We start from the raw sequence: 12,982 nt of genomic DNA, 5'->3' as shown, positions 1-12,982 counted from the left end.
CCCACGCGCCGCGGGGGCCCCGACGTGGCCGGGCCGATCAGGCAGGCGCAGGTCACCGCGGCGGTGTCGGCGGTGGCGGCGGTGCCCGAGGTACGGGCGCGGCTGGTCGCGCTGCAGCGGGAGATCATCGGCGCCGGTGACATCGTGGTCGAGGGCCGCGACATCGGTACGGTGGTCGCGCCCGGCGCGGCCGTCAAGGTCTACCTCACGGCCAGCGCCGAGGCCCGCGCCCAGCGGCGCACCGCGGAGCTGACCGGCGCCTCCCAGAGCACCACGGTGGAGGCGCAGCAGGCCGCGATGGCCAGGCGTGACACCCTGGACTCCACGCGTAAGGCTGATCCACTCTCGATGGCGGATGGCGCCGTCGAGCTCGACACCACGCCGCTGACCTTGGAAGAGGTCATCGCGGAGGTGTTGGGTCTGGTCAAGGAGCGCACCTGACGAACCAGGTGCGGTACTCACAAAGGATGAAAAATCGTGTCAACGGGGGATTGGGTCGAGGCTGAGCTCGGCGATCTCGAAGTAACCGACCACGACGAGAGCGGCCCGCTGCCCGTCGTGGCCATTGTCGGCCGCCCCAACGTGGGCAAGTCCACGCTGGTCAACCGCATCATCGGCCGCCGCGAGGCGGTCGTCGAGGACGTTCCGGGCGTCACCCGCGACCGCGTCACCTACGACGCCAACTGGCGCGGGCGCCGCTTCACCGTCGTCGACACCGGAGGCTGGGACCCCGAGGCCACCGGGATGAACCTGCGCATCGCCGACCAGGCCAAGGTCGCGGTCGAGCTGGCCGACGTGATCGTGTTCGTGGTGGACGCCACCGTGGGCGCGACCGACGCCGACGAGACGGTCGGCTCGGTGCTGCGCTCGTCCGGCAAACCGGTCATCCTGGCCGCCAACAAGGTCGACAACCAGCAGCTCGAACTGGAGGCCGCCGCGCTCTGGTCGCTCGGCCTGGGCGAGCCGCAGCCGGTCTCGGCCCTGCACGGCCGCTCCAGCGGCGACCTGCTCGACGTGGTGCTCGACGCGCTGCCCGAGACGCCCGAGGTCCGCTTCGACGCCGAGCGCGGCCCCTACCGGGTGGCCCTGCTCGGCAAGCCCAACGTCGGCAAGTCCTCGCTCCTGAACAAACTGGCCGGCGAGGAGCGCGTCCTGGTCGACCCGATGGCGGGCACCACCCGCGACCCCGTCGACGAGCTGATCGAGCTGGGCGGCAAGACCTGGCGCTTCATCGACACCGCCGGCATCCGGCGGCGCGACCGCGAGCTGCAGGGCGCCGACTTCTACGCCGCCATGCGCACCCGGGCCGCCCTGGAGCGCTCGGAGGTGGCGATCGTGCTGATCGACGCCAGCGAGGTGCTCACCGAGCAAGACCTGCGCATCATCGGCCTGGTGATCGAGTCGGGCCGGGCGATGGTCGTCGCGTTCAACAAGTGGGACCTGGTCGACGCCGACCGCCGCTACTACCTGGAGAAGGAGATCGACCGGCAGCTCGTACGGACGCCGTGGGCGCTGCGCGTCAACATCTCCGCCAAGACCGGCCGTCACATGGACCGGCTCGTGCCCGCCCTGGAGAAGGCGCTCGACTCCTGGTCCACCCGGGTGCCGACGGCGCGGCTCAACGCGTTCCTGACCGAGCTGGTGCAGCAGACGCCGCCGCCGGTGCGGGGCGGCAAGCAGCCGAAGATCCTGTTCGCCACGCAGGCGTCGGTGGAGCCGCCCAAGTTCGTGCTGTTCACCTCCGGCTGGCTGGAGGACACCTACCGGCGCTTCATCGAGCGGCGCATCCGGGAGGAGTTCGGGTTCGCGGGCTCGCCGATCGACGTGTCGATGAAGATCAGGGAGAAGCGTAAGGGCGGCGGCGCCCAGGCGAAGAAGTAGCCCCCGCGCGGCGCGACCAGCCGGCCGGCGCGGGCGGGCCGGCGGTCGTCAACCGCGTTGCGGCCGTACTGACAGGGGCGTTAGCATCGGCGGCAACGCGTGGACGGAGACGAGTAGCCGAAGGCCCGCACGGGCCCGAGAGAGCCGCCGGAAGCTGTGAAGGCGGCCCCGTGCCCTTCAGGTGAAGACACTCCCGAGTGCGGGGAGGAAATGCCCCGCCGGCCTGACCCCCGTCATCGGGTCCCGAGGCCGCCCGGAGACGGGCGGCGAAAGTGCGGTGGCACCGGGAGCTCCCTTCTCCCCCGCACTCCCAAGGGGTCATGCACTTCCATGAGGAGTTGTGATGATCTCTCGTGTCATGTCGGCGGAGCTCGCTGAGCACGCCGGGCAACGAGTGACGATCGCCGGTTGGGTCCATCGCCGGCGGCGGCTGAAATCCGTGTCCTTCCTGATCGTCAGGGACCGCAGCGGGCTCGCCCAGGTCGTGGCGGCCGAGCCGGAGTCCGTCCTGCCGGTGGAGGAGACGGTCGTCCGGGTGACGGGCGTCGTGAGCGCCAACCCGCAGGCGCCGGGCGGCGCCGAGCTGGTCGGGCCGGAGATCGAGGTGCTGGCCGAGCCGGCCAAGGCGCCGCCGTTCGACCTGTACCGGCCGGTCGTGCCCGCCTCGCTGCCGACGGTCCTCGACCACGCGCCGGTGGCGCTGCGGCACCCGCTGCTCAAGGCGGCGCTGCGGATCTCGGCGGCGAGCGTGGCGGGCTTCCGGCGGGCGCTCGACGGGCTGGGGTTCACCGAGATCCACACGCCCAAGATCGTCGCCTCGGCCACCGAGTCGGGCGCGAACGTCTTCGGCATCGACTACTTCGGCCGGCCCGCCTTCCTCGCCCAGTCGCCGCAGTTCTACAAGCAGGCGATGGTCGGGGTGTTCGAGCGGGTCTACGAGGTGGGGCCGGTCTTCCGGGCCGAGCCGCACGACACCGTCAGGCACTTGGCCCAGTACACCAGCCTGGACGCCGAGCTGGGCTTCGTCCGCGACCACCGCGACGTGATGGCGGTGCTGCGCGAGGCCGTCCACGGGATGGTGGAGTCGGTGCGCGGCCTCGCCGTGGCGGTGCCCGAGGTGCCGGAGGAGATCCCGGCGATTCACTTCACCGAGGCGCAGCGGCTGACCGGCCAGGACGAGCCCGACCTGTCGCCCGAGCAGGAGCGGTGGCTGTCGGAGTGGGCGGTGCGCGAGCACGGGTCGGAGTTCCTGTTCGTCACCGGGTACCCGATGGCCAAGCGGCCCTTCTACACCCACCCCGACCCGGACCGCGAGGGCTACTCCAACGGGTTCGACCTGCTGTTCCGGGGGCTGGAGCTGGTGACGGGCGGGCAGCGGCTGCACCGGTACGAGGACTACCTGGCCGCCATCGAGGGGCCGCTGGAGCCGTACGAGGGGTATCTGCAGGCGTTCGCGTACGGGATGCCGCCCCACGGCGGCTTCGCCCTCGGGCTCGAACGGTGGACCGCCCGCCTGACCGGTGCCGCGAACATCCGTGAGGTCACGGCGTTCCCCAGAGACCTGCACCGGCTCTCGCCATAGCCTCCAGGTCGGCGTCCATGTCGGCGTCCAGCGGCTGGATCGTCAGCCGGTGGACGCCCAGGTCGGCGTAGCGCCGTACGCTCTCCCGGTCGACGGGGCCCGGGGGCGGGGTGATCGTGATCTCCAGCTCGCCCATGCCCTCGGGCCTGCCGTACGCCTTGACGGCGTCGCGCAGGCCGGACAGCGCGCCGGCGGCCTCGTCGGGCGTCAGGTAGACGCCGTACCAGCCGTCGGCCGAGCGGACCGCGCGGCGCATCGCCGCCCGGGAGTGGCCGCCCACGACGATCGGCGGGCGCCGGGACGGGCGCGGCCGCTGCACGACATCCGCATAAGTCACGAAATTTCCGGAGAAGGGGTGGTCGTCCCACACCGCCCGCATGGCCGCCAGGTACTCGTCCGTACGCGCGCCCCGCTCGTCCAGCGGAACCCCCATGGCGGCCAGCTCCGGCTCCACGTACCCCGCCCCGACGCCCACGATCAGGCGGCCCCGCGACAGCAGGTCCAGGGAGGTGAGCTGCTTGGCCAGCAGCACCGGCTGCCGCTGCGGCAGCACCAGCACGCCGAAGCCGAGCCTGACCGTGCTCGTCAGCGCCGCCAGATGGGCGAGCGCGACCACGGCCTCCAGGCGGCCCGGCTCGTCGGGGGAGTCGGGCAGCGCGATGTGGTCACCCACCCAGAGCGACTCGAACCCCGCCTCCTCCGCCGTCCGCGCCCGCCTGGCCAGCACGTCCGGATCGACGTTCTCGCCCCGATGCAACCCGTAAAGTCCCACGTCCATGCGGCCACCGTAGGGGCCCGTGCGCCAGGATGACCAACGAAGGTCCGGCATGGCTACCATTCGAGTCCCGCATACCGGAGGGAGGCCCATGGACGTCGCGTGGCTGGAGGTGTTCACCGAGGTGGCCGCCAGGAAGACGTTCACGGCGGCCGGTGAGGCGCTCGGTTACACCCAATCCGCCGTCTCCCGCCAGATGGCGTCCCTGGAGAGCGAGCTGGGCGTCGCGCTGTTCGAGCGCCACGCCCGCGGCGTCGAGCTGACCGAGGAGGGCCGCCGCCTGCTGCGGCACGCGGTCGTCGTCCTGGACCGGCTGGCGGCGGCCCGGCATGACCTGCGCGAGGCGGGACGGCTGCGCGTCGGCGCGTTCGACACCGCCGGCGCCGACCTCGTACCCCGCGCCGTGGCGGCGTTCAGGAAGCTCCGCCCCGGGGTGACGGTGTCGCTGGTGGAGAAGACGACCGGGCCGCTGCTGGCCGGTCTCGGCGCGGGCGAGGTCGACCTGGCCGTGGTGAGCGCCTACCCGGGCAGGCCGCTGGAACAGGACCGGTTCGTCCTGCACCACCTCATGGACGACCCGCTGCTGGTCGCCATGCCCGCCGGGCACCGGCTGGCCGGCCGGAGCGGCCTGCGCCTGGCCGAGCTGGCGGGCGAGCCCTGGATCGAGGGCTTCCCCGGCGGCTCGCAGACCCTCATCGACGTCCACCGGCGGGCGGGCCTGCTGCCCCGGATCGACTTCGCGGCCAGGGAGTGGACCGCCAAGCAGGGCTTCGTGGCCGCCGGGCTGGGCCTGGCCCTGGTGCCCTCACTGGCGGCGGGCGCCATCCGCCCCGACCTCACCCTGCTCACCCTGGTCACGCTGGAGGACGAGCCCGTCAGGACCGTCTACGCCGCCACCAGAAAGGAAAACCCGCCGCCCCGAAGTCCTCCGCCCTACGACTCAGCGCCTCACGGCTCGTCCCTGTGCCGTGAGCTCATCGACTGCCTGCGGGCGAGTGCCGCGGCAGGAACACCGCCACCGCCGCCCCCACCAGGCAGATGACCGCGGTGACGAAGAACATCTCCGTGTACTCCAGATGCAGCGCCGCGTCCACCTTGGCCAGGTACTCGGCGATCTGCTTGGCGTACGTGGCCGGCTCGACCCCCACCGGCAGCGGCGTGTCCAGGTCCGCCGTCAGCGACTGGAACCGGTGGAACCCCCACGCCGACACGCCCGCGATGCCGATCAGCATGCCCATCATCCTGGCCACCACCACGGCCGAGGAGGCCACCCCGTGCTGCGCGGCGGGCATCAGCCGCAGCACCGCGCCGGACACCGGGGCGATCACCAGCCCGAGCCCCAGCCCGGCCACGATCAGCGCCACGTCCACCGACAGGCGCGCCTCGGCCAGCTCCAGCGGCCACCGGCTCATCAGCCAGTAGCCTGCCGTGGCCATCACCAGGCCCGCCACCGCCACCCAGCGGTCGCCGAGCCGCCGCGCCAGCAGGCCGCCCAGCACCGCCCCGACCGGCAGCGCGACCAGGAACCTGGCCAGCACCAGCGCGGCCTGCAGAGCCTCCAGGTCGAGCAGCGTCTGCGCCGCGAACTGCACGAACACCATCGTGATCAGCAGCGCCGCCCCGGTCAGGAAGCTCACGCCCAGCGTGGCCAGCAGCGGCCCCTTCCTGATGCCGGTCAGGTCGAGCAGCCGCACCGGCGAGCGCCTCTCCCACCAGACGAACACCACGCCCGCCACCAGACCGGCCGCGATCACCGGCGGCCCCCACGGCGGCAGCACCATCGTGGCCGGCTCCGGGTTGTACAGGCCCACCACCAGCAGCGCCAGGCTCAGCGCCAGCAGCGCCCCGCCGACGCCGTCCACCCGGCCGGGCGAGCGCCCCCGCCCCGCCGGGACGGTCCGCTGCACGGCCAGCGCCGCCAGGGCCGCCAGCGGGACGTTGATCCAGAAGATCGCGTGCCAGCCGCCCAGCTCGACCCCGAGCACCACGATGCTCGGCGTCAGCGCCACCATGCCGCCGTACAGGGGGCCCAGCGCGCTGCCCAGCTCCTGCGCCGCGCCGACCGCGCCCAGCGCCACCGGGCGCTCGCGCTCCTCCCACAGGTCGCCGATGAGCGCCATGGTGATCGGCAGCAGCGCGCCGCCCGCCACGCCCTGCACCGTACGGCCGGCCACCACCATCACCTCGCCGGCCGCCAGGGCGGTCAGCACCGAGCCGAGCGCGAACGCCGCCAGGCAGGCGTGGATCAGCGGCCGCCTGCCGTAGCGGTCAGAGAGCTGGCCGAGCAGCGGCATCGCGGCGATGTAACCGAGCAGGAACCCCGTCACGATCGGCGTCGCCCGCTCCAGGCGGTTGTCCGGGATGCCGACGTCGGAGGCGATGTCGAGCAGGACCGTCACGACCACGTACGCGTCGAGCGCGGCCAGCAGCACCACCGCCCCGCCGACGCCGAGGGCCACTCGCCTCATGTGGCGGGGGGCGGGGTGATCGTCACCGGCGCGTCGTAGTCGCTCAGCGACACCGTCACCGTGCCGTCCTGCAGCGGCAGCTCGATCTTCGTCAGCCGGCTGGAGGCCTTGTCCACCCAGACCTTGCCGTTGACGCCCTGCGTGACGCCCGGGACGAGCGCGCCGAGCACCTGGCCGGAGAACGCGGTCGCCACCCGGTAGGCGCCGTTCTCCTCGGCCTCCACGCGCGGGTCGCCGGCCGTGCCGAGCAGCTGCGCGATGCCCTTGGACGGGTCGAGGATCAGCGACGGGTCGTAGAGCTGGGCCAGGTCCTTCCTGGTCATCTTCTGGAACCCGCCGGTCGGGCCCTTGAAGTGCACGGTGTCGCCCACCAGCGCGAAGGTGATCTCCTGCAGGCTGCCCAGCACCTCAAGGGTGATCGTCCCGTCGGCGTCGCCCGCCGAGGTGAGCCGGCCGTCGGCCTTCTTCACCGGCACCTTGGGCTTGCCCTCCGTGGCGATGGAGAACGAGGCGGACTTGACCGCCTTCATCGCCTCCGTCGCCTTCTTCAGGAGGTCGGGCCCGGCGGGCAGCTCGCCACCACCGCCGCCGGACGAGCAGGCGGACACCAGCGCGAGAACGACTACGAGCAGCAGCTTTCGAAGCATGAGGGGAGCGTAGCGAGCGCCCGGAACGATCGCGCGCGCTCGCCGATATCGGTTGGGTGTCGGCTCCGCCCCCGGCTCAGCGCAGCTTCTTGAGGTGCTCGACGATCGGCTCGTAGGCGTCGTCGAGCAGCTTGAGCTGGTCGTCGGTGAGCCGGTCGATGAAGTGCTCGCGCACGCTGGAGACGTGGTCGGGCGCGACCCGCTGGATCGTCTGCCAGCCCTCGTCGGTGAGCACGGCGAACGTGCCGCGACGGTCGTCGCGGCAGTCTTCTCGCACCACCAGTCCCTTGGCCTCCATGCGGGAGATCTGGTGCGACAGGCGGCTGCGCGACTGGATGGTGGCGTCGGCCAGGTCGCTCATCCGCAACCGGCGGTCGGGGCTCTCGGAGAGATTGACGAGGATCTCGTAGTCGTTCACCGAGAGCGCGTGCTCCTGCAGCTCGCGGTCGAGCCGGTGCATGAGGAGCTTGTGCAGGGCGAGGTGGGTACGCCAGGCACGCTGCTCAGCGGGGGATAGCCAGCGAGGCGCGCTCATGATCTCCAATCTAGCGCACGCGGTCATTCATCGAGTGACACGTGGTCATTCACAGAGTGACAGGTGGTGAGTCGTAGAGTGATCGGTTGTGGCGGACAATTCTGAGGAGAGCCTGGCGACGGTTCTCGTGGCTGGCGGCGCCAACCTGGCCATCGCCGTGGCCAAGCTGGTCACCGGCCTGCTCAGTGGGTCGGCGGCCATGCTGTCGGAGGCGGCGCACTCCGGCGCGGACACCGTGACGGAGTTGCTGCTCCTGGTTTCCGTACGCCGCGGGCGTAAACCAGCCGACCAGCGCCATCCTTTCGGGCACGGCAAGGCCGGGTTCTTCTGGGCGATGATGGCGGCCGTCGCGACACTGGTCGGCGGGGCGGGCTTCTCCATCACCCACGGATGGCACGAGATCTCCCACGGGGAGGAGCTCGGCAACCTGACACCCGCGTACATCGTCCTGGCCGTGTCCTTCCTCATCGAGGGCGTGTCGTTCACCAGGGCGTACTCGCAGCTGCGCGCGCAGGCCAGAAGGTATGACGTGAGCCCGGCCCGTCTGGTTTCGATCACCTCCGACACGGCCCTGAAGGCGGTCGTGTACGAGGACGCCGCCGCGCTGGTCGGGCTGGTGATCGCGGGCCTGGGCCTGCTCGGGGCGCAGGTGACGGGCTCGCCCGTGTGGGACGGCGCGGCGTCGGTGGTGATCGGCCTGCTCCTGCTGGCGGTCGCGCTCACGCTGATCAGCTCGAACCTGTCGCTGCTGATCGGCCAGTCCGCCACGCCGGGCGTCGAGGAGCGGATCAGGGCGGTGCTCACCGAGCAGCCCGAGGTGGTGGAGGTCGTCGAGCTGCTCACTATGATCCTCGGTCCGGGCAGCCTGATGGTGGCCGCCAAGATCGACTTCCGGGACGAGGCGAGCGCCGCGGGTGTCGAGGTCGCCTGCGACGAGCTGGACCGCAGGCTGCGTGAGCGCTTCCCCGGCATCTCCCAGGTGTTCCTGGACCCCACGCCGACCCGCCGCCGGCTCTAGCCCCATGCGGGGATGCCGACGCGCGTGGCGGGCGTGTCGGTGACGACGGCCACCACGACGTCGCCCTCGGCGCTCCATTCGAGCAGGTGCCGGTCGGCCAGGTCGGCGTCGGCCGAGCGCAGCTGGTCGATGGTCAGCTCGCCGCGCTTGATCAGCGACTCCTTGCGGGCCCAGCGCCTGATCAGCTCGTCGTTGGTGGTGACCACCGCCAGCTCCCGCTCCGACAGGGCCCGGCCCGCCAGCAGCTCGTCGAACGGCCCCGGCGGCACCCGCTCGGCGTCGATGCCGACCCGGCCGGCGCCGGCCACCGCGCAGACGTAGCCGCGGGTGTGGCTGAAGGCGACGCCCAGGGACGGGGCCTGCTCGATGGACGGGACGCCGTGGCCGGGGCCGTGCATGTAGCAGTGCTGCAGCAGCGTCAGCTTGTCGGGGCCGGTGCCGAGCGCCTCGGCGGCGCACAGGCGTACCAGCAGGTGGGCCGCGACGAACGCGCGGCGGTCGGCCTCGAACGCGAACCGGGCGGCGCGCGCCCGCTCGACGTCGGTCAGCCATTCTTCTGGGGCGAGCACCTCGTCGGGACGCCCGCCCATCGCCACAGGGCCGATCTCGTCAGTCCTTCGTTTTTGTACCGCTGTCCAGTTTGTACTGGTCTTCCTTGGCCGCGCCGAGCACGGTCACGTCGTTGACCTTCCAGACGCCCTTCTCCTTGACCAGGCTGATCTTGAGATGGGAGTCCTTGACCGAGCGTATCGCCTCCGGAGTGGTCACCTGCTGGTCGACCACGACGATCGCGTGGGCGGTGGCCTCGTCCACGTCGGACAGGTAGACCTCGCGGATGTTGGCCTGCGAGACGGCCTTCAGCTTGACGATCACCTCGGCCATCGGGCCGCCGAACGCGTCGTCGTAGGTCGCCAGGAAGTCGCCTGTGGCCTGGGCGGTCAGGGTGGCCCTGGTCGTCTGCAGGTCCTTGTAGTCGTAGCTGAGCAGCGCCTTGCCGAACGAACTGGCCGCGCCGGACACCTCCAGGCGCAGGGCGCGCTCGGACTCCAGGCGGGCCAGCGCGTCGCGCGACTGGCTCGCCGAGAGCCACTGCAGCGCCGCGGTGGCGGCCAGGGCGGCCACCAGCAGGCCGGCCAGCGCCCCGAGCAGCCGCCGCCGGCCGAACCACGCCTCCTTGCCGCCGTCCGGGACGTCGGCCGCCTTTTTCGCGGGCTCGGGGACGTCCGGCGCGTCGGCCGCCTCCTTCCGGGAGGCCGGCGTGCCGGGGGCGTCCGGCGTGTCGTCCGGCGTGGACGCCGGAGGGGTGTCCTCGGCGAGGGACTGCTCGGTGGTCATGAGTCCTCCTCACGGCGGCGGGCGGCCCGGCCCACCGCGATCCACCCCAAGGCGCCACCGGCCGCCGCCACCACGAGGAAGATCGCGACGATCAGCGGAACGGTGCTCACCGGGGTCGGCGACGCGGGCTCCGCGGCCGCGGCGGGCGTCTGCGCGCCCGCCGTCCGCGAGGTCCGCTCGGGCTTGGCGGTGGCTGAGGACCGGTCCTGCGGCCGCCGTGTCTCCTGGGGGTCGGAGTCCCGCGGGGCGGCCCTGGCGTCCAGGGCGGCGTCCTCCACGGGCTCGGACGGGTACGAGTACGACTTCTTCGGGCACGACCGCAGCGCCGGGACGGTGGGCGGCGCCACCGGCCCCGCGTACTCCTCGGCCGGCCGCGGCCCGCCGGGGACGCTGAAGACGAACGACGCCTTGCCGTACACCGTGTTCCCCTCCCTGACGCTGATGTCGTCGGCCAGGCTCAGCGCGGTCGGCATGATGCTCAGCAGGTGGTGCACGTCACGCTCGGTCGCCGCCGAGAACGCCGGCTTGTGCGGCAGCCCCAGCGCGGTCAGCAGGCACGACAGGCCGGGGCGGGCCCGCTTGATCGCGGTGTCGAGCTGCGCGAACACGCCCGGCCCCTGGTCGAGGAAGGCGTTCAGATCGGCGCGCGACTCGCGCAGCGTGCCCGTCACCGCGTTCAGGTCCGTGATGCCCTGGGCGAGCTTGTCCTTGCGGCCGGCGAGGGTGTGGGTGAGCGTGGTGAGCTGCACGGACAGGTCGTCGAGCACCTGGGCGTTGTCGGCCAGCGTCCCGGTCAGGTCGTGGGCGTTCTCGATGACGTCCCTGATCGAGGTGGAGCGGCCGTCCAGCGCCACGGCCAGCTCGTGGGTGATCGTCTTGGCGTCCTTGGGCGGCACCGCGTTCAGCAGCTTGCCGACGCCCTCGAACAGCTTCTTGTAGTCGAGCGGCACCGACGTTTTAGCCAGCGGGATCACGTCCCCGGCGGCGAGCGTGGGGCCGTTGACGCCGGTGGCGGGCGGCGACAGCTCCACGTACGGCTCGCCGATCGCGGACTTGCGCCGCACCTCGGCGCTCAGGCCCTTCGGCAGCCGGATCTCCTTGTCGATGTCCAGGCCGACGACGATCTTGCCGGGGGCCAGCCGCACGTCCCCGATCCTGCCGACCCGCACGCCGAGGTAGGCGACGTCGAAGCCGCGGATCAGCCCCGGCGAGGAGACGAACTCCGCCGACACCCGGTACGGCTTGGTGATCGCGTCCAGCTTGATGATCGTGCTGAACGCCCAGACGGTCATCACGACGCCGAGCACGACGAAGAAGCCGAGGTTGAGGTAGATGCGGCGGTTCCTCATCGGGGCGGCTCCCACAGCAGCCGGAAGTCCTGGAGGCGGTCCGGCAGCACTCCCGTGGTGACCGGCCCGGTGCCGCTCTTCTGCTTGGGCAGCAGCAGCCCCTTGAGCCACAGGTAGATCAGCACCTGGCCGTTGACGGTGATCGGCGGCGCGTCGATGAACGCCTGGAGCTTGGCCACCAGCGCCTTCAGGTCCTCCTTGCCGCGCAGCATGGCCAGGGTGATGCCGTCCAGCTCGCGCAGCAGCGTGCGCAGCCGGGCCGCGTGGCGCGGGTAGATCGTCCGGTTGGCCTCCTTGGCCAGGCCGGTCAGCGCGACGAGGGCCCGCTTGATGTGCTTGCGGCCGTGCGCGAGCCGGGTCGTGGCGGCGGCCAGCGTAACGGGCAGCCGGTCCAGTTCCTTGCTGCCCTTGGCGAGGTCGTCGCCCAGCTCGGCGAGGGCGTCGATGGTGGTGGCGATGTCCTGGCGGGCCGCCGCGTACGTGTCGGTGACCTCGGCCGTCTGCCTGATCAGCTTGTTGACGTCGGCGCCCTTGCCGGCGAAGGCGGTGGAGGCGGCGTCGAGGATGGCGTTGACGTCCTGGGTGCCCAGCGCCTCGATCAGCGGCCCGGCCTTGGCGGTGACCTGCTCGATGTCCGGCTCGACGGACGTGTCGGTGATGGTGGCGCCATTGCCCAGGAACGGGCCCTGCGACAGGTCCTTGCCGGGCGGCGGGCTGAGCAGAACGTAGTTCTCGCCCAGGACCGACGTCTTGGCCACGGTCGCGGTGCTGCCGGCGGGCACCCGGTGGGCCGACATGATCGACATGGTCACCCTGGCCCGGTAGCCCTGCAGCCGGATGCCGGTCACCGTGCCCACGCGCACGTCGGAGATCTGCACACTGTGCCCGGCCACCAGGCTCTGCACGTCGTCGAACGTGGCGTTCAGCGTCAGGTCGCCCGCGGGCGCGCCGAGCGTCTGCAGCGAGCACGAGGCGGTGATGCTCAGCGCGAGCAGCCCGGACAGTAATCGCGCCCTCATCGCCGCCTCCCCTGCTCGAAGGGGCAGTTGCTGAGCCCGGCGGGCAGGCAGGGCACCTTGCCCAGGTTCAGGGACTCGAACAGGGGCGTCAGCCAGGCCCTGGTCAGCGCGTTGAGCACCACGCGGATCTTCAGCACGTGCTGCTTCCTGTCCCACGAGTCGATGATCACGTCGGCGAAGTCGGCGGCGCCCTTGATCGCCTGCGCCGCCGAGGCGCTGTTGGCCCGCAGCGTCAGCACCAGCTCGGCCAGCGTGGTCGTGGCCTGGGGGAGCCGGGCCGAGTAGGCCTCGATGATCACGTCGCCGCGGCGGACGAAGCCCGCCATGTCGGCGACGAACGTCCGCAGCCGCCGCCGCTCCTCGGCCAGGATCG

13 protein-coding genes and 1 pseudogene are annotated in these 12,982 nt (G+C 71.9%); 5 read left to right on the top strand and 9 right to left on the bottom strand.

The features are described from left to right. From KME77_RS25710 to aspS, 3 genes are all read left to right on the top strand, one after another. Positions 1–441: (d)CMP kinase (locus KME77_RS25710; protein WP_219471516.1), on the top strand; the 441-nt coding region annotated here is incomplete at its 5' end. Between the two features lie 36 nt (positions 442–477). Beyond that, positions 478–1,881 (top strand): ribosome biogenesis GTPase Der, encoded by a 1,404-nt coding sequence (gene der / locus KME77_RS25705; protein ID WP_219471515.1) that lies wholly within the window; start codon positions 478–480, stop codon positions 1,879–1,881. A gap of 343 nt (positions 1,882–2,224) precedes the next feature. Then, positions 2,225–3,463 (top strand): aspartate--tRNA(Asn) ligase, encoded by a 1,239-nt coding sequence (gene aspS, locus KME77_RS25700; protein ID WP_219471514.1) that lies wholly within the window; start codon positions 2,225–2,227, stop codon positions 3,461–3,463. Here the strand turns inward: aspS and KME77_RS25695 are convergent. Beyond that, complete coding sequence (locus KME77_RS25695; protein ID WP_219471513.1) at positions 3,423–4,241, bottom strand: TIGR03619 family F420-dependent LLM class oxidoreductase; 819 nt, start codon at positions 4,239–4,241, stop codon at positions 3,423–3,425. The genes aspS and KME77_RS25695 overlap by 41 nt on opposite strands. A gap of 88 nt (positions 4,242–4,329) precedes the next feature. On the opposite strand from KME77_RS25695, the gene KME77_RS25690 reads away from it, so the two are divergent. Continuing rightward, positions 4,330–5,280: a LysR family transcriptional regulator gene (locus KME77_RS25690; RefSeq protein ID WP_219471512.1), complete on the top strand. Its 951-nt coding sequence runs from the start codon at positions 4,330–4,332 to the stop codon at positions 5,278–5,280. Here KME77_RS25690 and KME77_RS25685 read toward each other — a convergent pair. From KME77_RS25685 to KME77_RS25675, 3 genes are all read right to left on the bottom strand, one after another. Further along, on the bottom strand, positions 5,213–6,706 hold the full coding sequence (locus tag KME77_RS25685; RefSeq protein WP_219471511.1) for an MFS transporter: 1,494 nt from the start codon (positions 6,704–6,706) through the stop codon (positions 5,213–5,215). The two genes, KME77_RS25690 and KME77_RS25685, sit on opposite strands and share 68 nt — an antisense overlap. Continuing rightward, entirely contained in the window at positions 6,703–7,353 is a 651-nt protein-coding gene (locus KME77_RS25680; RefSeq protein ID WP_219471510.1) for an LppX_LprAFG lipoprotein, read from the bottom strand. Before KME77_RS25680 ends, KME77_RS25685 begins: the two co-directional genes overlap by 4 nt. A 76-nt stretch (positions 7,354–7,429) precedes the next feature. Next, the gene (locus KME77_RS25675) at positions 7,430–7,888 is read right to left on the bottom strand and encodes a MarR family winged helix-turn-helix transcriptional regulator (RefSeq protein WP_219471509.1); all 459 of its coding nucleotides are present in this window, start codon (positions 7,886–7,888) and stop codon (positions 7,430–7,432) included. 88 nt (positions 7,889–7,976) lie between these two features. On the opposite strand from KME77_RS25675, the gene KME77_RS25670 reads away from it, so the two are divergent. Beyond that, complete coding sequence (locus KME77_RS25670; protein WP_219471508.1) at positions 7,977–8,906, top strand: cation diffusion facilitator family transporter; 930 nt, start codon at positions 7,977–7,979, stop codon at positions 8,904–8,906. Here KME77_RS25670 and KME77_RS25665 read toward each other — a convergent pair. From KME77_RS25665 to KME77_RS25645, 5 genes and pseudogenes are all read right to left on the bottom strand, one after another. Further along, on the bottom strand, positions 8,903–9,496 hold the full coding sequence (locus tag KME77_RS25665) for a 4'-phosphopantetheinyl transferase family protein (RefSeq protein ID WP_219471507.1): 594 nt from the start codon (positions 9,494–9,496) through the stop codon (positions 8,903–8,905). The two genes, KME77_RS25670 and KME77_RS25665, sit on opposite strands and share 4 nt — an antisense overlap. A 19-nt stretch (positions 9,497–9,515) precedes the next feature. Next, entirely contained in the window at positions 9,516–10,241 is a 726-nt protein-coding gene (locus KME77_RS25660; RefSeq protein WP_219471506.1) for a hypothetical protein, read from the bottom strand. Then, positions 10,238–11,590, bottom strand: a complete 1,353-nt coding sequence (locus KME77_RS25655; protein WP_219471505.1) for an MlaD family protein — start codon at positions 11,588–11,590, stop codon at positions 10,238–10,240. The genes KME77_RS25660 and KME77_RS25655 overlap by 4 nt, the downstream gene beginning before the upstream one ends. Next, positions 11,587–12,609: an MCE family protein gene (locus tag KME77_RS25650; RefSeq protein WP_219471504.1), complete on the bottom strand. Its 1,023-nt coding sequence runs from the start codon at positions 12,607–12,609 to the stop codon at positions 11,587–11,589. The genes KME77_RS25655 and KME77_RS25650 overlap by 4 nt, the downstream gene beginning before the upstream one ends. Continuing rightward, positions 12,606–12,982: pseudogene (locus KME77_RS25645) on the bottom strand (MCE family protein); the annotation flags it as partial. The pseudogene KME77_RS25645 and the gene KME77_RS25650, both read right to left, overlap by 4 nt.

Source organism: Nonomuraea rhizosphaerae, assembly GCF_019396405.1.
Lineage (GTDB): Bacteria > Actinomycetota > Actinomycetes > Streptosporangiales > Streptosporangiaceae > Nonomuraea > Nonomuraea rhizosphaerae.
This window is presented reverse-complemented; position numbering and strand designations above follow the sequence as displayed.